Annotated in this window: 16 protein-coding genes and 1 pseudogene; 13 read left to right on the forward strand and 4 right to left on the reverse strand. The window is 52.7% G+C overall.

Going from position 1 to position 18,418, the window contains the following annotated elements; translation table 11 throughout:
* The first annotated feature begins 25 nt into the window (after nt 1-25).
* From QJT81_01825 to QJT81_01840, 4 genes are all read left to right on the forward strand, one after another.
* Nucleotides 26-607, forward strand: coding sequence for a hypothetical protein (locus QJT81_01825; GenBank protein ID WGZ94757.1), 582 nt, complete (start codon nt 26-28; stop codon nt 605-607).
* Nucleotides 608-622: 15 nt separating this feature from the next.
* Nucleotides 623-1,213, forward strand: coding sequence for a LemA family protein (locus QJT81_01830; GenBank protein ID WGZ94758.1), 591 nt, complete (start codon nt 623-625; stop codon nt 1,211-1,213).
* A 2-nt stretch (nt 1,214-1,215) separates the two neighbouring features.
* Nucleotides 1,216-2,607 (forward strand): M48 family metalloprotease, encoded by a 1,392-nt coding sequence (locus tag QJT81_01835; protein WGZ94759.1) that lies wholly within the window; start codon nt 1,216-1,218, stop codon nt 2,605-2,607.
* A gap of 112 nt (nt 2,608-2,719) precedes the next feature.
* Nucleotides 2,720-3,655, forward strand: coding sequence for a DUF808 domain-containing protein (locus QJT81_01840; GenBank protein ID WGZ94760.1), 936 nt, complete (start codon nt 2,720-2,722; stop codon nt 3,653-3,655).
* Here the strand turns inward: QJT81_01840 and QJT81_01845 are convergent.
* Nucleotides 3,648-5,657, reverse strand: a complete 2,010-nt coding sequence (locus QJT81_01845) for a DUF3488 and DUF4129 domain-containing transglutaminase family protein (GenBank protein ID WGZ94761.1) — start codon at nt 5,655-5,657, stop codon at nt 3,648-3,650. The genes QJT81_01840 and QJT81_01845 overlap by 8 nt on opposite strands.
* A 302-nt stretch (nt 5,658-5,959) precedes the next feature.
* Entirely contained in the window at nt 5,960-6,955 is a 996-nt protein-coding gene (locus QJT81_01850) for an IS30 family transposase (protein ID WGZ94762.1), read from the reverse strand.
* Between the two features lie 553 nt (nt 6,956-7,508).
* On the opposite strand from QJT81_01850, the gene QJT81_01855 reads away from it, so the two are divergent.
* The 9 genes and pseudogenes from QJT81_01855 to QJT81_01895 all read left to right on the forward strand — a co-directional run bounded on the left by QJT81_01855 (nt 7,509) and on the right by QJT81_01895 (nt 16,617).
* On the forward strand, nt 7,509-8,210 hold the full coding sequence (locus QJT81_01855; protein WGZ94763.1) for a tetratricopeptide repeat protein: 702 nt from the start codon (nt 7,509-7,511) through the stop codon (nt 8,208-8,210).
* A gap of 288 nt (nt 8,211-8,498) precedes the next feature.
* A complete protein-coding gene (locus QJT81_01860) occupies nt 8,499-9,428 on the forward strand; it encodes an SPFH domain-containing protein (protein ID WGZ94764.1) in 930 nt (309 codons plus the stop codon).
* A 15-nt stretch (nt 9,429-9,443) separates the two neighbouring features.
* Complete coding sequence (locus QJT81_01865; protein ID WGZ94765.1) at nt 9,444-10,103, forward strand: VWA domain-containing protein; 660 nt, start codon at nt 9,444-9,446, stop codon at nt 10,101-10,103.
* Entirely contained in the window at nt 10,100-10,867 is a 768-nt protein-coding gene (locus QJT81_01870; GenBank protein WGZ94766.1) for a PP2C family serine/threonine-protein phosphatase, read from the forward strand. The genes QJT81_01865 and QJT81_01870 overlap by 4 nt, the downstream gene beginning before the upstream one ends.
* A gap of 16 nt (nt 10,868-10,883) precedes the next feature.
* Nucleotides 10,884-12,170 (forward strand): hypothetical protein, encoded by a 1,287-nt coding sequence (locus QJT81_01875; GenBank protein ID WGZ94767.1) that lies wholly within the window; start codon nt 10,884-10,886, stop codon nt 12,168-12,170.
* Nucleotides 12,171-12,238: 68 nt separating this feature from the next.
* Nucleotides 12,239-13,280 (forward strand): annotated as a pseudogene (locus QJT81_01880) (IS630 family transposase).
* Nucleotides 13,281-13,315: 35 nt separating this feature from the next.
* Nucleotides 13,316-14,209, forward strand: coding sequence for an SUMF1/EgtB/PvdO family nonheme iron enzyme (locus tag QJT81_01885; GenBank protein ID WGZ94768.1), 894 nt, complete (start codon nt 13,316-13,318; stop codon nt 14,207-14,209).
* Nucleotides 14,210-14,231: 22 nt separating this feature from the next.
* On the forward strand, nt 14,232-15,341 hold the full coding sequence (locus QJT81_01890; protein ID WGZ94769.1) for a transporter substrate-binding domain-containing protein: 1,110 nt from the start codon (nt 14,232-14,234) through the stop codon (nt 15,339-15,341).
* Between the two features lie 136 nt (nt 15,342-15,477).
* Entirely contained in the window at nt 15,478-16,617 is a 1,140-nt protein-coding gene (locus tag QJT81_01895; GenBank protein WGZ94770.1) for a tetratricopeptide repeat protein, read from the forward strand.
* A 321-nt stretch (nt 16,618-16,938) separates the two neighbouring features.
* On the opposite strand, the gene QJT81_01900 is transcribed toward QJT81_01895, so the two are convergent.
* Together QJT81_01900 and QJT81_01905 are read right to left on the reverse strand one after the other, a co-directional pair.
* On the reverse strand, nt 16,939-17,169 hold the full coding sequence (locus QJT81_01900; protein WGZ94771.1) for a transposase family protein: 231 nt from the start codon (nt 17,167-17,169) through the stop codon (nt 16,939-16,941).
* A gap of 160 nt (nt 17,170-17,329) precedes the next feature.
* A complete protein-coding gene (locus tag QJT81_01905; GenBank protein WGZ94772.1) occupies nt 17,330-18,385 on the reverse strand; it encodes a transposase in 1,056 nt (351 codons plus the stop codon).
* Between the last annotated feature and the right edge of the window lie 33 nt (nt 18,386-18,418).

The following is an 18,418-nucleotide window of genomic DNA, read 5'->3' on the forward strand; positions in this document are numbered from 1 at the left end:
CTTTGAACGCCACAGGAGTCTTTTTATGAAAATACATACCCTTATACCGGTCGTTATGGCACTGACGTTGGTTGCCTGCGGTGACAAGCAGGCGGATACCGCCGCAACGCCAGATCCTTCCACGTTGCCTGCTACACCAGCTCCTGCCGCAACAGTACTGCCTTCTGCCTGCCAGTTGGTGACAGCCGCTGATGTTCAAGCTGCGTTTGGGCAAACGGTGGCAGTCATGGCCGATGAGCCTGAAACCTGTGTCTACAATGGTGTTGGTGATACGGCAGCCTTTATGTTGCTGACGACAACCCTGACGCCCAGCGCAAACGCCGCAGAAGCAACCGACACGTTCCGCATGATGCTCAAAATGCAAGGCGGTATGAACGAGATACTCCATGAAACCCTCGGCGCTGCCAATAACCCCGCATCCGGTCAAGCGTTGGCAGGCGTGGGCGATGAATCGTGGTTCAAGGTCGGCGATACCAACCCGCTAGCCATGACGCAAGCGATGGTACGCAAGGGAACGGTTGTGCTGGGCATCACCGCCACGGGTATGGACGGGAAAGATGCGCCCAAGTTTGAAAAACTGGTGCGCACAATTGCGGCTAAATTATAAAAGGAAGGAATAGACATGTCTGGATTCTGGATCACCCTTGCCGTGTTAGCACTCGTCATCCTGTTTTTCATCAGCCTTTACAACCGCTTGGTTGCGCTGAAAAACAAAGTGGTGAACGCCTTTGGGCAAATTGATGTGCAACTCAAACGGCGGCATGACCTGATCCCGAATCTGGTCGAAACGGCACGCGCCTACATGACGCACGAACGCAGCACGTTGGAAGCGGTCGTCAATGCCCGCAATACCGCGCAAGCCGCCGGGCAATTGGCTGCCCAACAGCCGGGAGATGCCCAAGCATTAGCCGCGATGGCGCAAGCCGAAGGTGCATTATCCAGCACCTTGGGGCGGTTTTTCGCCTTGGCAGAAGCCTACCCCGATTTAAAGGCGAACCAGACCATGATGCAGCTTTCGGAAGAGTTGACCACCACCGAAAATAAAGTCGCGTTTGCCCGCCAAGCCTTTAACGATGCAGTGATGGAGCTGAATACCGCGATTCAGTCCTTCCCAGCGGTTGTGTTTGCCGGGGCGTTAGGGTTTAGCAACGCTGCCCTGTTACAGCCGTTGGAATCAGAAGCGGAACGCAAAGCTCCCGTGGTTAGGTTTTGAGTATGGACTGGCAGCCCTGGCAAGGGACGGAACGTGAAGACTTTTTCAATGCGGTTGCCCGCCACCGCCGCACGGCTTGGCGTATCACGTTAGCCTGTGGGGTTGCCTATGCGGTGCTGGCTTTGGTTATGTCGTTGTTGTTAGCACCCTTGCTGTACGGGGTGGCGGGTTTGGTGCTGGACATTCTGAACCTGTTGTTGCCTATGCCCGACTTGCTGGCTTATGCGGGTCAGTTGGTATCGCCTATCGTTGATGATCCGGCTGCTGTGCCTACGGCTGACTTACTTAAGTTTATCTTGCTGGCAAGTGCGCCGGGATTATTGCTGATGGCAGTCGTGGCTTGGGTCGTATCGCGTGCCATCCGGCAATCTGCTTTGTTTGACACCACCCAGCAGGTTGGTCGTCCGCCTGATCCCCGTAGCTTGGTCGAGTTGCAATTTGCCAATACGCTGGAGGAAATGGCGGTTGCCGCCCTGATCCCTGCGCCCAAGGTGGTGGTCATTGACGGCGGGGCAAATGCGGCTGCTTCCGGTATGGATGCGCAGCAGGCTACGGTCATGGTCGGGCAATCCCTGTTAGGGTTGCTCAACCGTGCCCAGATGCAGGGTATTGCAGCCCACCTGATTGCTGCCATTGCCGACAACGACATGAAAATCGGAATGCGCACCGCCAGTGTGTTGGGGGTGTTTGCCTTGCTGACCCGCTTGTCGGTCAATCTGTTGGATAAGGATTCCTTTGCTGCCAGTCGTCATTTGCTGCGTGCCTTGTGCGTGCCGACGGCTGCCAGCCAAGCGTTTGTGTTGGCACAGTTGAATGATCCGTTTGCTGATACAACGCCGCCAACGGCACAGCAACACACCGACAAACTGGGCTGGCGGGAATGGCTGCTGATGCCGCTGATGGGACCGGTGTGGTTCAGTGGATTTCTCGGCGGATTCGTCAGCACCCTGATTTTGTCGCCCGCTATTGCATGGGCATGGCAACAGCGCAAATACATGGCGGATGCCACCGCTGTACGCTTGACCCGCGAACCGGATGGGTTGTCCGCAGCGCTGTTGGCACTGAGCCACGCGAATACGTCTTTACTGAGCCGTGCGTGGGCAAGCCATCTGTGCGTAGTTGCGCCACAACAGGCAGCGGGAATGATGGTTTCCGTCTTTCCCTCCCTGGAACGGCGGCTTGCCGCACTGGTTCGCATGGGGGCAAGCAACCAGCCGTTGGCAGCATCGCCGCCAGTTGCTCCCTTGTGGGCTAAGTTATTGGTTGGCGGCTTGCTGGTGGTGATGGCTGGGCTGGTTGCGGTATTGCTGCCGCTGCTGGTGATGGCTTCTACCATGCTGACGATGCTGTTCACCCTTATGCCCATCGCTATCCTGCACGCTTTGTTGCGCTAAAAGCTTCTCTTTAAAGTATATATTACCGCCCTAAGCTGTGAAGATAGCTCAAGTAAGCGCATCGGTGTAGCATACCACCGCAATACTCAATCCATTTAATCAGGAGTTTTGCATGGCGGGTGGAAGCCTTTTAGCCTTACTCGACGACATTACCACGGTTCTCGATGATGTTTCCCTCATGACCAAAGTCGCGGCGAAAAAAACCGCAGGGGTGTTGGGGGATGACCTTGCGTTGAATGCCCAGCAAGTGGCTGGCGTACAGGCAGGGCGTGAATTACCGGTGGTGTGGGCGGTTGCCAAAGGTTCGTTTCTCAACAAACTGATTTTAGTGCCTGCGGCGTTGCTGATCAGTGTGATTGCGCCGTGGTTGATCACGCCGTTGCTGATGATTGGCGGCGCATTTCTGTGCTACGAAGGGTTCGAGAAAATTGCTCACAAGCTCTCGCATCAACACGCAGAAGACAAGGCGGAACTGTTGGATGTTGCCCATAACCCCGACATTGACATGGTGGCGTTTGAAAAAGACAAGATCAAAGGCGCTATTCGTACCGACTTTATCCTTTCCGCCGAAATAATCGTGATTGCCTTGGGTACTACGCAAGGTGCTTCGTTTGCCATGCAAGCGGCAGTGGTTGCCGGGATTGCAATCATTATGACGATTGGTGTTTACGGCCTAGTCGCAGGCATTGTGAAACTGGATGATCTTGGTTTTCACTTGATCAAAGACAAGGCGACTGGGTTCCGGCGTGCTTTAGGGAATGGCATTCTGTGGTTTGCGCCGTGGTTGATGAAAACGCTGTCGGTGGTGGGAACTGCCGCGATGTTTTTGGTCGGGGGCGGTATTTTGTTGCATGGCATCCCGCATTCGCATGACTTCACGCATGGCGCAGAGTTATTCATCCAGCAAGTCGGCTGGATCGGTGGAGCGCTCAAAGCCATTACCCCCACCTTGCTGAGCGGTGTCTTTGGGGTATTGGCAGGGGCGGTGGTGTTGGCTGTGGTTGCACCGACGATGGCCCTGATCGGCAAGTTCAGGCAAGCTACCTGAGCTTAGCCAGCAAGGTTTTTAGCCGCCGCGTGGCAGCCTGCCCGTCGGCGGTGGGGGCGTAACAAACGCCTTCGTAGACTTGTGTAAACTCCTGAATCACGTTAGCCAATGCGGGTAAATGCGCGGCGGCTTGAGCGGCGAATACGCCGGGGGCATCGCCCGGTTCACGTACTATTCCTCGTTTTGCCAATGCTTCACAAAAGCGCCGGTACAGCCGTTGTTCGGGGGGGGCTTGCGCTTGCCGTTGCGTGATGCCCAAGGTAAGTAACCAAAACAGACCGATAGCCGCAAATAACCCCGCCACCACTAACGCGGTGCGCCCGATAGAAAAAGTGCCTAACAGGGACTTTAACAAGGCGGCCTGTTCCTCCCGGTCATAACCCACCACCCAACGCCGCCAGCCGTATTGCACGGTGTCAAATTGTTGGCGAATGCCATTCAACCAAGTGATCTTGCGGGCGGAAAATACCGAGTCTGCTAAAAACGTGCCTTCTGCTTGCACGGCGGCTTCCAAGCCTTGCTCAGTACGGCTGGGAGCAACCGCGTTGGTGGGGTCAATACGCACCCAGCCTTGCCCGGTCAGCCAGACTTCTGCCCATGCATGAGCATCGTATTGGTGAACGGCTAAGTATTGCCCCACCTCATTCCATTCCCCGCCTTGGTAGCCAACCACGACCCGTGCGGGAATTCCTGCTGCTCGCATGAGGAAGACGAAGCTGCCTGCATAATGCGCACAAAAGCCGCGTTGTGAGTCAAACAGAAAGGCGTCAATCGTGTCGCTTTCCCCTAAGCCCGGTGGGTTCAAGGTGTACGCAAAGGGCTGCTCACGAAACCGCGCCAGCACCGCGTCGATATAGGCTTGCGGATTCCCCGTTTCGCGCCACAAGCGTTGCGCCAAGTGACGGCTGCGGGTATCGCCGGTGGCGGGCAAATGTAAAGCCAAGTCGCGCAAGGTGTCGGGCAAGACCACATCGCGTTGTGCGTCTGGGTAGCTCACGGCTTTCAACAGGAAAGGCGCTTGCAATGCTTGTTGTGCCATGACGCGGTAATCCGCACCGCGCAAGACATCGCCGGTCACTTCCAGCGTGGGTGCGAGGGTAAACAGCCAGGGTTGCTCGGAGGTTTCGTAGATGGCTTCATACGGCACGGCTTCACCCTGTACGTGAATCGCGTCAGGGTTCCAGCGGTAATGGTTCAATAGTACGGATTTCAGTTGGTAGGTATCGTAATCTTGCTCGAATTGCCGCCATTCGCGCCCATCGAAATGGTTGAGTACCAGCCCTTGCCAATACAGTTCGTGTTGGGCGGGGCGCTTGCCCTTGAATGTTACCCGAAACGCTAAGTCCCCGGATTTTGCCAGTTTCTCAATGTCACCGGGAGCCATGCGGTCGGATACCCCGGATTTGGCTTGCGTGGGCGCTAGAGGTAATGACCACAACGGTGCAAAGCGTGGCGCAAACACGAAAATCACCAGCATCAGCGGCAAGCATTGCAGCAACATAAAGACCGACAAGCGCAGATTGAAACGTACTTGTTGCCCTGTTGAAAACTCAGTGATGGTTTGTTGCACACCCACTAATGCTCCAGTCAGGATGACCATCGACAGTGTGCCGTAGAGCGCTGCCCCCAACGCTTGCGTATATAAAAAGTGTAAGGCAACCAGAAAATAGCCGATGAAAATCACGACGATGGCATCACGGCGCTGGGTGACTTCCAGTGATTTAAAGGCGAAGCCTAACAGTAGAAGTGTTGACATCGCATCCAACGAAGGGAAGCGCAAACCACTTAATAACAAGCCAGCAATGCCCAAGCCGATCAGGGCTACTTTGGTCATATTTCCCGGTTGTGTGGCTGCCCCTGATAACACCCGTAAGCGCCAGACTGCGGCAAACAGTAGCACGGGTAGCAACCACAAAGGCAGGTGGAATAGAAAAGGCAAAATGACGATGAATTGTGCTGCAAATAACCAGATCATGCCTGTGTAGGTGATTTGCTTCTGCATGGCAGCGTGTCCGTTATTGTTATGAAGGGGGTGATGCGGGGACTTTACAGGATGGGGGGGAGGCTGCCTATGTTGGGGCGATAAGCTGCGCCCGTATATTTTCCCCACTACCATCGGAAATGCCATAAGTGAACTGATCAACACCACTAAATGTGGCTGTTGGCCTATAAACCACGTTACCCGCTTTCATCGAGGCCGTACCATTGGCAGGTCGGGATACCCCCTCAATGAAAACATCAGGTTTTGTTGAGGGGCGTTAACCCCATTTCAAATTCATGGCGTATAAGTTACTACCGGTGAATTCAAGTAATAAGTGCATAACCCACCAACTTTTCGGCCTCTATGCCGGATAGTTCTCGGAACACCTCGTAAGGTGTCTTGAATCCCAGACACTTCCTTGGTCTGTTGTTGAGTTTATGTACAGCCTCCAGTACCTGTCGGGTGGTCACGTCCAATAGCCCCATTGCCTTGGGGAAGTATTGGCGTAACAGCCCATTGGCGTTCTCATTTTGCCCACGCTCCCACGAATGGTAGGGCTTGGCGAAATACGTTTCGCACCCAAGGGCTTGGGCAACTTGCTCATGTTTGGCAAACTCTTTGCCGTTGTCGAAGGTGAGCGTGTGCACCCAATCCTTGAAGCTGTCCAGCAAGGTGATAATGCTGCTGGTTACGGCTTCTGCGGTCTTGTTTGCCACTGGAAAAGCTAGGCGTAGCTTGGATTTGCGTTCATCCAGTGTCACCAGTGCGCCTTGGTGTCCCTTGCCGATCATGGTGTCGGCTTCCCAGTCACCGAGCCGTTCACGCTGGTTGGCTACCGCTGGGCGTTCGTCAATGTCCACTCGGTTGGGGATGCCTTTGACGCTGCCCGTTTTACTGCCGTAACGCTGGCGGTATTTCTTCGTATGGCGGCGCAGGTTCAGGTACAGCTTGCCGCCCGCACGCTTGTCCCTGAGTACATGCTGGTAGATGGCTTCATGGCAAATAGTCGCTTTGCCTTCCGCTTTCAGTCGACCGCTGATCTGCTCAGGACTCCATTGCTGTTCCAGCAGCGTATCAATGCTGACCGCCAGTTCCGGGGTCAACTTGACCGCTTTGGGCTTGTCCGCATGGCGTTGTTGCGCTTTGGCGTGCGCTTGCTTGTGCCGATAGCCGCGTTGCCCTCGGTTGCGGGTCAGTTCACGACTGATCGTCGATTGACTGCGCCCCAAGGTTAACGCGATTGTTGCCGTCGATTCCTTCATCTTGTGCCGGGTTTCGATATAATGCCTCTCCTCAGAGGTAAGGTGTGTGTAAGCCATGAAGCTCTCCTGTCAGTGGTTTTTCGGGATGCTTTTTACCACATTTTGCCTCTGACCTGATGAGGAAAGCCGCATCCCGCCTCGATTAACGGGCTATGCACTTATGATACGAATTCGCCACCCAATAGTTATTGGATATTTTTGCTGAAGTCATCCAGTACTGCAAAGTATATGATTTATCGGGGATTGATAGTTATGAACTCAACTACTGAGGATTACTTATGAAAAACACACTTACCCTAATTGTGATTTATACGTAACTCAATGGAACGGTCAATACCTCATGGGTGGATGGGTCGAAGGCATCCCAGAGAAAAACTATATGCTTCGCTGCTACACCGAATTTACCATTCAGGGCGGGATAATCAATAATGCTTCTTGGGAAGGTAATAACTGTAAATAGCTTTACCGCCCATGGCGAGGATTGCCCCGTACACGAGTTCAACCCGTATACGGGGTTCTTCTCTGCGAATAATTTATTTTTATCAATAATTGATTAAAAGATTTGGCTAATCAAGCAAAGACGATTAGTTGAATTCACGAAGGAACACGTATGAAATACATGTCAAAAGCTATCCTCCTCGCTCTTGCGTTGTCAATCGCGGGTGTTCCGTTGGCACATGCCGGGGGAGCGGGTGATGAGTGGGAAAGCCTCAATCAGGAAGTCGTGGAATTTCTCCGAACGGGCAAGTATGACGACAGTGCGACACTGGTTGCACAAAAAGCCCTGCAACTCGCCGAACAGAACGCGGGTATCGACCATCCCGATGTGGCAACGAGCCTGAACAACCTGGCTTCGCTCTACGATGCCAAAGGCGACTACGCCAAGGCGGAGTCGCTCTACAACCGCTCACTGGCGATATTGGAGAAGGCACTCGGCTCCGACCATCCCTATGTGGCAACGGGTCTGAACAACCTAGCGAAACTCTACAGAAATCAAGGCGATTACGCCAAGGCGGAGCCTCTCCTCAAACGCTCACTGGCGATCAGGGAGAAGGCACTCGGTGTCAACCATCCCGATGTGGCAATGAGCCTGAACGACCTGGCTTCGTTCTACAACACCCAAGGTAACTACGCCAAGGCGGAGCCACTCTACAACCGAGCATTGGCGATCTTTGAGAAGGCACTCAGCCCCGACCATCCCGATGTGGCAACGAGTCTTGATAATCTTGCTGTGTTGTACCGGAAAACAAAGCGGGAGGCTGAAGCTGAACCACTGGAGCAGCGTGCAGCGAAGATCCTCGCCATCAAGTGATGAAAAGAAACCATCACCCGTAGAAGATACAATGGTGGAATGCGCTTGCGAATTCCACCATTCACTGCTGCCCCAATAGACCATTTCCCCCCGCTTTTTCTTACGTAAAACTACCAATACCGCATTTATTTTTCCCGTTTTAATATGCGCCTACCCCTCAATGAAAACATCAGTTTTTGTTGAGGTGAGTTAACCCCGTTTCAAATTCATGGCGTATACCCTTTAGGGTTTTTCTTTAAATGCCTGATGAAGCGTGGCAGTTCTTAACCAATCGTTGGTGAGGTGTTTATGTATAGCAATTTTTTGATATTAATTTTTATTGGCTTGACCTTATGGCTTGTTTTTGGAAGGTTTTTCCACGCCATTCCTGAAGGTTCGGTAGGTATTGTGACAGTCTTTGGGCGCTTGCGGCGTATTTTACTGCCGGGGCTGAGTATAACCGCACCCTGGGAGAGTGTTTCCAAATTGAGTGTGCAATCCCGCGCAGTCGATCTGGAGTTTAAAGCGATTACCCTGGATCAGGCGAATGTGCATTTCAATTGCACCTTGTTGTTCAGTGTGGCGGGGTCGGATTATGCCAATGTGCAACGGGCAGCCTTTTCTTTCGCTAATGCCCATGAATTGCAGTTATCCATTCAGCGTTTGATAGAGGATGAAACCCGTACCTATACTGCGGGTAAACGCCAAGCTGAAATGATTGGCATGGATCAGGATGTCGTGACCCGCATCAAGCTCAATGTGGATAACCGTTTGGCAGAATGGGGCTACCGGATCATTGACTTGCGTTACCACAACCTGTGTTTTGACGAAGCAGTCATGAAGTCAATGGCGCGGGTCGTCACCGCTGTCAACGAGCGCGAAGCGGCTGAACACGAGGGGCAGGCATTGCTGATCCGTAAAACCAAGGATGCCGAAGCCAACGGTGCATTTATCTATATCAATGCCGAAGCCGAGCGCACGGCGTGGAAATTGCGTGGGCAAGGCATGGCTGAATTCCGCCGCGAAGTTGCCAAGGGCGTACACGATGCGGTGGATGAATTACAGGAAGCGGGTTTAGACCCCAATTACCTGCTGTTTTTCATGTACACCGAAGCCTTGAAACACGTCGCGGAAAACTCCAAAGCGGGTCACACCATTTTCCTCAATACCCACCCCTCGATGCCGCAAGACATCATGTCGCAATTGTCCACGTTTCATACCCCCCCTAAAACGGCTTAACCAAGGAGCAATGTTATGGCGATTGATTTTGATAAAGTCCAGTTTGATGTTGGCAATCCTGAACCCCGTTGCCCGTGTGTGCTGTTGCTGGATACATCCGGCTCAATGGATGGGCAGCCGATGCATGAACTCAATACCGGTTTGCAAGCCCTGCGTGAAGCCTTGCTCAAGGATGAGTTGGCAATGTTACGCATTGAACTGGCGATCGTTACCTTTGGCTCGTCTGCTGAACTCATTCAGGATTTTGTATCGGCTGATCAGTTCATTCCCCCGGTATTGTCCGCAGAAGGTTATACCCCGATGGGGATCGCCATCAATCTGGCGCTGGATCAACTGGATGACCGCAAGCGCGTGTATAAGGCAAATGGCGTTTCTTATTACCGTCCGTGGGTCTTTCTAATCACTGATGGCGCACCCTCCGACCATTGGAAAGGCGCGGCACAGCGGGTAAAAGAGGCAGAGCGCGACAAGAAAGTAGCGTTCTTTTCGGTCGGCGTGCAAGGTGCGGATATGGCGGTATTGGGGCAGATTTCCATTCGTGAGCCGATCCAGTTGAAAGGGCTGAACTTCCGGGACATGTTTGTCTGGTTATCTGCCAGCCTCAGCAGTGTTTCCCGTTCCAGCCCCGGCGACACCGTTGCGTTGCCATCCCCGCAAGGGTGGGGGGAAGTATGACATGGCAAATCATGGGGGCATCCGTGCAGGGTACAAGCCATGTGCGTAGCGGTTTGCCCTGTCAGGATGCGTTTGCGTATCAGGTGAATGGGCAAGGTGTCTGGTTGGCAGTTGCGGATGGTCTCGGTTCTGCCCCACGTGCGGAACAGGGGGCAAAGCTGGCTGTTACCAATGTGCTGGCAGCCCTACAGAGCGGGCATCATGCCCACCATACTGTTGCGCCTTCCTGGGAACATCAGCTAGCGGCTGCTTTCAAGCATACCCGTGAATGTTTGCAACAAGAGGCTGATGCAGAAAATGTACCCTTGCGTGAGTACGGCACAACCTTGCTGGTCGTGGTGATGGAACGTGACTGCTTTGCCACGGCGCACATTGGCGACGGTACGATTGTCGCGCTGCTGGCAGACGGTTCCCTGCTTACTGCCAGTACGCCGCAACGGGGTGAATACGCCAACGAAACCACCCCGCTGACCGCCGACCATGCGCTTGATTCGCTGTGTATTTCCGTCCACCACCCTGTTCAGGTTCAAGCCGTCGCCTTGTTGACCGATGGCTTGCAAAACCTGTCTTTGAACCTCGCCAGTGGAATACCGTATGCGCCGTTTTTCACGCCACTCTTTGACGCAATCACACGCCAGCCGTTCGACGCGCCAGCGATGTCTGCGCAACTTGCGGATTTTCTGGCATCGGAACGGGTATGTTCCAAAACGGACGATGACAAAACCCTGCTGATGGCAGGCAGAGTCTCGGTTACTGGGGAGTAAGGGAGGAGCGTGTTGTATGAGCGTTTACACGACAGCGGCTAAGCAAACCATCACGACCTTGCGCGAGCTGGGCAAGGGCGGTGAAGGTATCGTGTACACGGTCAAGGAAAAACCCGACCAGGTGGCGAAGATTTACTATCCCGCCCAGCGTACTGCCAGCAAGGAAAGCAAGTTACGGGTCATGGTTGCCCGTCCACCCGTTAGCCTGTCGGGTGGAGGGCTGAATCATGCTATCGCGATTGCCTGGCCGCTGGATATGTTGTACGAGCAGGGGCAGTTTGCAGGCTACCTGATGCCCAGGGTGAGTAAAAGCCCGGATATTTTCAAGGTTTACCACCCCCAGTTACGGCTTAAGAATCATCCTGCAATGGACTGGCGGCATCTGCACGCGATTGCTAAAAATCTGGCAATAACCCTAGATGGCTTGCACGGTTACGGCTATGTAGTCGGTGACATCAACCAGAAAAACGTGCTGGTAAGCAAGAATGTGCAGGTAACGTTGGTCGATACCGATTCGTTTCAGGTGAAGGATCAGGGGGGGAAGCTGTTTCATTGTCCTGTGGGTGTACCTGAATACACCCCGCCGGAATTGCAGGGCGTGCATTTGGGCAGTGTTGAACGCACGGAATACCATGACCGTTTTGGTTTAGCGGTGGTGCTGTTCCAACTGTTGATGGAGGGGGTTCACCCGTTCACAGGCGTTCCGGTTGACCCTGCGTTTTCTGCTACCGGGGAGTTTTACCTGTACTGTATCAAACAGGGTATTTTCCCCTATCAGGTGGGGAGCAAGTTTGTACCGCCACCTCATGCACCGCGTTTCAATACCTTGAACCCTGGTGTACAGGATCTGTTTTTACGCTGTTTTGCGATCGGCCTGCACTTCCCCACGTCCCGCCCCAGCGCCCGTGAATGGGCTGATGCGCTGGGGGAGGCAGAAAAGCAGTTGGTGCAATGCAAAACCCACCCCTCTCACTGGTATTCGGCGCACTTAAGCCAGTGCCATTGGTGTCAGACCAAGCAAAAAACCAGACCGCGCTCTCAAGTAGTGATACCACAGCAGAGAGCTGTTGCGCCGGTTGCTCCTGCCGTTCCAGTGACTTTTCCCTCCTTATCCCTGCCTGCGTGGCTATCGCCGATTTGGAATCGCTCATTCATGACATTGACCGTGGGTGAATTATTCTGGATCGGCTTGGCGGAAGTGGCCTGTTTCTTTTCAAGTGGTTTTATTGTGTATTTTCTCGTGGGGCAATGGCTCAAAGGTGTTGGGTTACTGTTCGTTGCAGGAGTTATACTTTGCCCGTGAATAGCTGTTGAATAATGAGAAGCCCTCAAGCAAAGTACGGCTGTTATTGGCAACCGGTCGTCCTTTCCATGATCCAGATAGACTTCAGCGAATCCGATCAAACCGCCTTGAATGAGGGGCGTTACCGCCATGCCCACCCTCGCGTCCGCCAACGGATGGAAGTGTTGTGGCTAAAAAGCCAGGGAATGGCGCATGGGGACATTGAACGGCTGGCACAGGTGAGTTCAACGACGGTCACCCGTTATTTGAAACGTTACCAACAAGGTGGGATCGCTGCCTTGGAACAACTGGATTTCCGTCGCCCAACCCGCCGGTTGGAACCTTTCCGTGAGCCCCTGAAGAAACATTTTGAGAAGCATCCACCGACCCGGATCAGTCAGGCGATCGCTGATATACAGCGCTTAACCGGCCTTGAACTCAAGCGGGAAGCCGTGCGGCTATTCCTGCATGACTTGGGTTTGTCCGTCAGGAAGGTGGGGATGATACCGGCGAAAGCCGACCCTGCTGCCCAGGAGACTTTTAAAAAAAGAGCTGGAGCCGCGTCTTGAGGAGGCCAAGGCCGGAAAACGCGCCGTTTTCTTTGTCGACGCCGCCCATTTTGTCCTGGCCCCGTTTCTGGGGTTCCTGTGGTGTTTCACCCGGCTGTTCATCCGCGCCCCTGCCGGACGCCAGCGCTACAATGTCCTCGGTGCGTTGAATGCAGTCACCCATGAACTGGTCACCGTGACCAATGACAGTTACATCAACTCCCAAAGTGTTTGTCAGTTGCTTCGGCAAATCAAGGCATTGGCCCTGGATGTCCCGGTGACCTTGGTGATGGACAATGCCCGTTACCAGCGCTGTAGCCTGGTACAAACATTCGCCCAAACACTCGGGATCGAACTGTTGTTCCTACCCGCTTATTCCCCCAACCTGAACCTGATTGAGCGCCTCTGGAAGTTTGTGAAGAAGGAATGCCTGTATTCACGTTACCATGAAAACTTTACCGCGTTTGCGCAGGCCATTGATGCCTGTTTGGCACAAACCCACACTACGCATAAAAAAGCCTTGGACTCCTTGCTGACTCTCAACTTTCAGACCTTTGAGGAATCTGCAATTATGGGCGGTTGAAGTATACTTGGCTGAGACCCTGGTTGTGGTTGGTCGTGGCGGTTGATGTCTGCGGTATTGTCCTGAAAAGAAGCCGTGGTGTTCCTTACGGGGTGTTGACGCCCGGTTTTAACCAGTCGCAGCTTATTGCGGCATTGGGTGTACCAGCACGCTTGTTTCCTGCTCTGAAAGCCAAGTTTAAAGCTAAGGCACTTACTTTCATTGGTGTGTTGATACCGTTGTTGCTTGTCCTATTTCTGTTTTGGCAACGGGATGCTGTCGACAACTGGTTGACCCACTGGCTGGATATGCCAGTGCCAACAGAAGTGGGTGCAGCACCTGTACCTGTTGCAGTCGTTGATGTACCTGTCATGGTATCCATCCCCGCTGGCACTGGTATTAACGCTTTCCAGATAGGTCAATACGAAGTGACGTTTGACGAATGGGATGCGTGTGCAGCAGAGAATGCGTGTGTTCATGCGGAAGATGCTGGTCATGGACGTGGCAGACATCCCGTCATCAACGTTAATTACGCTGACATCCAACAGTATTTGCAATGGCTAAACCATAAAACAGGCGACCAATACCGTCTGCCCACAGCAGCGGAATGGGAATACGCCGCCCGTGGAAATAGCCACACAGATTACCCGTGGGATAAGAATACTATCCGTTGTGAGGATGCCAATTATGACCGCGATGCTTGCGGGATAAGTGGCACGACCTCTGTTGGTGTCTATCCGGCGAACCGCTTTGGGCTGTATGACACGGTGGGCAATGTCTGGGAATGGGTCTCGGATTGCTGGGGTGCTTGCGAAAACCCGGATCTGTACGTTATGCGGGGCGGTTCCTACCTGCTAAAGGAAGCAGAGGTAAAAACTGTTGCTCGTGGGCATATCTTGAAGCATGAACGCAGGGGCAGCGTGGGGTTCCGCCTTGCCAAAAGCGACTAATGGAATATCACAGGAGTTGAAGATGAAATACCCAACAAACGCATTTCAGACCTTTTGCGGGCTACTGCTGCTCATCGTGGCGTGGGTTAACCCTGTCGAGGCGCGTAGTCCTGATGAAATCAAGGCCAGTGGCGAAATAAAAATTGCCATTAGTGGCGTGGATTTGCCACCTTTTGGTTTTAAACAGGCGGTTGAACCCGTTGGAATAGATCCTGATTTGGGAAAAATGTTGGCAACCTCCTTGGGAGTCAAGCCAACATGGGTGTATTACGCCAATCTGCCCGACAGGGAGAAACTGTTGATGGATCAAACCGTTGATGTGGTGATTGGGGTTTATTCCATCTCTGAAAAACGGCTGGAATCGGTGAGTTTTTCCCAGCCTTATTATAAGGGCGGCTCTTGCGTCATGATTCGGAGCGCGGACAAAAATACCCTTCAGAATCCTACCGGGCTACGCAATAAACGCCTGGTAACAGCGGCAGGCAGTATCCATCAGGACATTATTTTGTCATTTGTGCCGGGTATCAAATCACTGGCCTACGTCGATGACATTACCGCCAGCTATGCAGACCTGAAAGCGGGAAACGTGGATGCGGTGGTCTACGACAAGCCGATACTGGATTATTACGTTGCCAAGCACAGTGATTTTTACGTTATTCAGGAAGCACTTGCACCTGATGAATACGGTATTGGCCTTAATCGTGGTGACAAAGCATTGTTGGTTTATGTTAACGACTTTCTCGATACCGTGCGGAGCAATGGGGATATTGAACGGCTGTTTACCCAATATTCTACGCAAGAAACCAAGTTACCCGATGTGACAGGCTACACCGCATTTACGCCCTATACGGTGAAACCCGGTGACTCGCTGGTCAAAATTGCGTTTAACACTTACCACGACCCCAGCAAATGGTCGCTTATCCACAAGGCAAACCAAACGCTTATCCCTGTCGCCAACCTTATCCATATCGGTGATATTCTTCAGTTACCGACGTTGGCAGATTCAAACAGCCTCCGATCACCCCTTGCGTGTCAGGAGAAGCTGCAAAAATTAAGTGCAATAAAAGCGGGTATTTCCCCCGAAGCCTATCAGCAAAGGGAGGCTGAAATCGTCAAGGAATGCACTCAGTAATATTACCAATATGCAGCCTTATGTTTAAAGGGTACTGTGGGGGGGAAAATTAACCCTGTTTTCAGATTCGCAACGTATAGCTTGTAGGGTGAGAGGTGCGGCGGCTTTAAAATACCAATTCAAGGAGATTGATCAATTGAAACGTCAAACCATCATGACAGCCTTATTGCGATGGGTGCGAGCCGCCCCGCCATTACACGCACAAACCGCCGGTGACGAATGGGAGCGTCTCAATCAAGAGAGCGAGGATCTTCTTGATGCGGAGAAGTACGAACGCGGCGTTGTTGTCGCCAAGAAGGCTCTGGAAATAGCTGAGAAAAATGTCGGTGCGGATCATCCCGACGTGGCGACGAGCCTGGACAACCTAGCGGGACTCTACGATGCGGAAGGTGAGTACGTGGAAGCGGAGGTGCTCTACCAGCGTTCGCTGGCGATTAGGGAAAAGGCACTCGGCGCGGATCATCCCGACGTGGAGGTGAGTCTGAACAACCTAGAGGAAGTCTATAGAAAGCAAGGGTACGACGAAAACAACTACGAGCGAGTGGATTCGTTCTACCAGCGTTCGCAGGAGATTAGGGAGAAAGCGCTGGAGATTAGGGAGAAGGCACTCGGTGCGGATCATCCCGACGTGGCGATGAGCCTGAACAACCTAGCAGCACTCTACGAAACGCAAGGTGAGTACGAGGAAGCGGAGCCGCTCTACCAGCGTTCGCTGGCGATTAGGGAGAAGGCACTCGGCGCGGATCATCCCGACGTGGCGATGAGCCTGAAAGACCTGGCGGAAGTCTATAGAAAACAAGGTGAGTACGCGCAAGCGGAGCTGCTCCTCAAGCGTTCGCTGGTGATCAGGGAGACGGCACTCGGTGCGGATCATCCTGACGTGGCGAGGAACCTGAAAGATCTGGCATTTATCTACTATATGCAAGGTGAGTACGCGCAAGCGAAGCCGGTCTACCAGCGAGCACTGGCGATCAGGGAGAAGGTACTTGGTGTGGATCATCCTGACGTGGCGACGAGCCTGAAAGACTTGGGGGGACTCTACAAAGCGCAAGGTGAGTATTTGCAAGCGGAGCCGTTCTACCAGCGTTCGCTGGCGATTAGGGAGAAGGTATTTGGTGCGGATCATCCCGACGTGGCGACGAGCCGGGGCAATCTGGTGGAACTTTACAGAGCGCAAGCAAGGTCAGCACGCGCAAGCCAAGCCGCTCTTCAAACGCTCGATGGCGATAGGGAGAAAGCACTCGGCGCGGCTCATCCCGACGTAGGAGGAGCCTGAACAACCTAGTGGCACTGTGTCGAGCCACCAAGCGGGACGTGGAGGCGAGCGGTGCGGCTGCATACTGACCGGTGTCTTAATGAAAGGCATGGATTACTAATGAGGTTGATTATGAGTAATAATGTTTCTATACCCCCGTGGATTATCGCTGCGTCGAAAGTTTTGGTGAGTCATCTACAGTCGATATTGTGGAGTGGGGTGTTGGCTTTTTTAATTATTGAAGTAGTAAAAGAAGTCTCTCCAACAGTGGTTGACTCACCGGGTATTGATGAAATTAGACATTATCTATAAATAATAATTATCGAAAAGTTTTTAAAACTTTCAATAGATTGGATTTCGCATGGAGTTTCTCAGGTTGTGTAGTCCGCAAGCAATTTCCATAATCTGGTCATCAAAGTCATCTTTTAAATTACGGTACACATCTTTCAGGCATCGGCAGCGTTTAATACCACTGATGATATGTTCAACGACTACCCTGCGGGCAGAAATTTGACGGTTTTCTTCTGAGCGACTTGCAAAATCCGACAAACTGAGTTGCTCAATTTTCAGCATTGACCGAACGCCGCATATTCAGCCGATTTTTTACTCAATTTGACCAACGAAACCTGAGCTTTTTCAGTTTTACCGTAACTTTTGCTAAATTTCACCCATACCGATGCGACTGCTCCTGTTTTTCAGTCAGTCTTCCCGTGTTTTTTCAAACCCAGTCGCTTTATAACAAGACACGCATCAGTTGATCAGCACTCAACACCAAAATCCCAAACATCAAGTGGCTGTAAACTTTTTGCGCACCTTGCACCCACACATTCCGACCACCAAATTCATCCTTCAGGCGGGCATTGGTTCGTTCTACGGTGCTGCGAATTTTGTAACGCTCGGCATCAGCAGGTTCAAACGCTTCTTTCTGTCCGCCGCGAGGATTGTGATCAATCAGAGGGACATGCCCCAGATGACGGCTGTATTCGTGCAAATCAGCACTGCAATAGGCCGCATCCATCAGGTCGTAGAGACTGGTGACACGTTGGGCACTGATTTGAGAGAGTGGGATGGCTGCCCCGCTGTCGTGAAAGGAGGCGGAAGACAGAATGGCTGCTATCGGGACACCACAATCGGCGGTATCGATATGCAGTTTGTAGCCGTTCCAACTGTGCTTGTAGCCTTGGGCATTCTTCTTCGTCCCCCGGTTACACTGAACCGGTATCTCATCGAGTGCTTGCTGAAGTGACTGTTCCCGTTGGCGCTGAATCCGTGTTTGCCCTTGTTTTTTCTTTGGCTTTTCCTCGGCAACAGGCCGTTCACGTGCCTCAATGGCTGTTGAATCCCGACACAGGTGGCCGATCAGCGCATCGCCCAAATACGTTTTCACCAACGTTTCATGCACACGTTCCGCTAAACGCTGTTCAGCAAATTCAGCGAAGGCACGTGAAAAGGTGGATTCGGAAGGCAGTTTCTTGGTCAGGGGAAACCCGCAGATGCGTCGCAGGGAGCGATCGTTTTGCAGCCGGTCAATGAGTGCTCGCGTATTGACAATATTGAGCACGCTTTTGGCGACAAAAGCATTGGCAAACCAAGATCGCTCCGTCGCTGGCCGTCCAGACCCATCACGAAAAGAGCGCACAAAATCTTCAATGCGCGTCAGCTCCAGTACGTGAATGAGCTTTTCAAGCTTGGGGGTCAATGTGCCAAAGGCATCATTGAAGCAAGGCAGTATTTCAATTTGCAGCAAACTCCAGCGTTGTGCAATCAGGGCGCGTTCGGTAGAATTCATAGCGTGGGCTTAATGGTTGTTTTGATGCTTCTA

This window comes from Candidatus Thiothrix putei (assembly GCA_029972225.1).
Taxonomy (GTDB): Bacteria; Pseudomonadota; Gammaproteobacteria; order Thiotrichales; family Thiotrichaceae; genus Thiothrix; species Thiothrix putei.

Bases quoted from the DNA above. Each gene is read 5' to 3' on its own strand.
- QJT81_01825 (WGZ94757.1), top strand. From the start codon at position 26: ATGAAAATACATACCCTTATACCGGTCGTTATGGCACTGACGTTGGTT.
- QJT81_01830 (WGZ94758.1), top strand. From the start codon at position 623: ATGTCTGGATTCTGGATCACCCTTGCCGTGTTAGCACTCGTCATCCTG.
- QJT81_01835 (WGZ94759.1), top strand. From the start codon at position 1,216: ATGGACTGGCAGCCCTGGCAAGGGACGGAACGTGAAGACTTTTTCAAT.
- QJT81_01840 (WGZ94760.1), top strand. From the start codon at position 2,720: ATGGCGGGTGGAAGCCTTTTAGCCTTACTCGACGACATTACCACGGTT.
- QJT81_01845 (WGZ94761.1), bottom strand. From the start codon at position 5,657: ATGCAGAAGCAAATCACCTACACAGGCATGATCTGGTTATTTGCAGCA.
- QJT81_01850 (WGZ94762.1), bottom strand. From the start codon at position 6,955: ATGGCTTACACACACCTTACCTCTGAGGAGAGGCATTATATCGAAACC.
- QJT81_01855 (WGZ94763.1), top strand. From the start codon at position 7,509: ATGAAATACATGTCAAAAGCTATCCTCCTCGCTCTTGCGTTGTCAATC.
- QJT81_01860 (WGZ94764.1), top strand. From the start codon at position 8,499: ATGTATAGCAATTTTTTGATATTAATTTTTATTGGCTTGACCTTATGG.
- QJT81_01865 (WGZ94765.1), top strand. From the start codon at position 9,444: ATGGCGATTGATTTTGATAAAGTCCAGTTTGATGTTGGCAATCCTGAA.
- QJT81_01870 (WGZ94766.1), top strand. From the start codon at position 10,100: ATGACATGGCAAATCATGGGGGCATCCGTGCAGGGTACAAGCCATGTG.
- QJT81_01875 (WGZ94767.1), top strand. From the start codon at position 10,884: ATGAGCGTTTACACGACAGCGGCTAAGCAAACCATCACGACCTTGCGC.
- QJT81_01890 (WGZ94769.1), top strand. From the start codon at position 14,232: ATGAAATACCCAACAAACGCATTTCAGACCTTTTGCGGGCTACTGCTG.
- QJT81_01900 (WGZ94771.1), bottom strand. From the start codon at position 17,169: ATGCTGAAAATTGAGCAACTCAGTTTGTCGGATTTTGCAAGTCGCTCA.
- QJT81_01905 (WGZ94772.1), bottom strand. From the start codon at position 18,385: ATGAATTCTACCGAACGCGCCCTGATTGCACAACGCTGGAGTTTGCTG.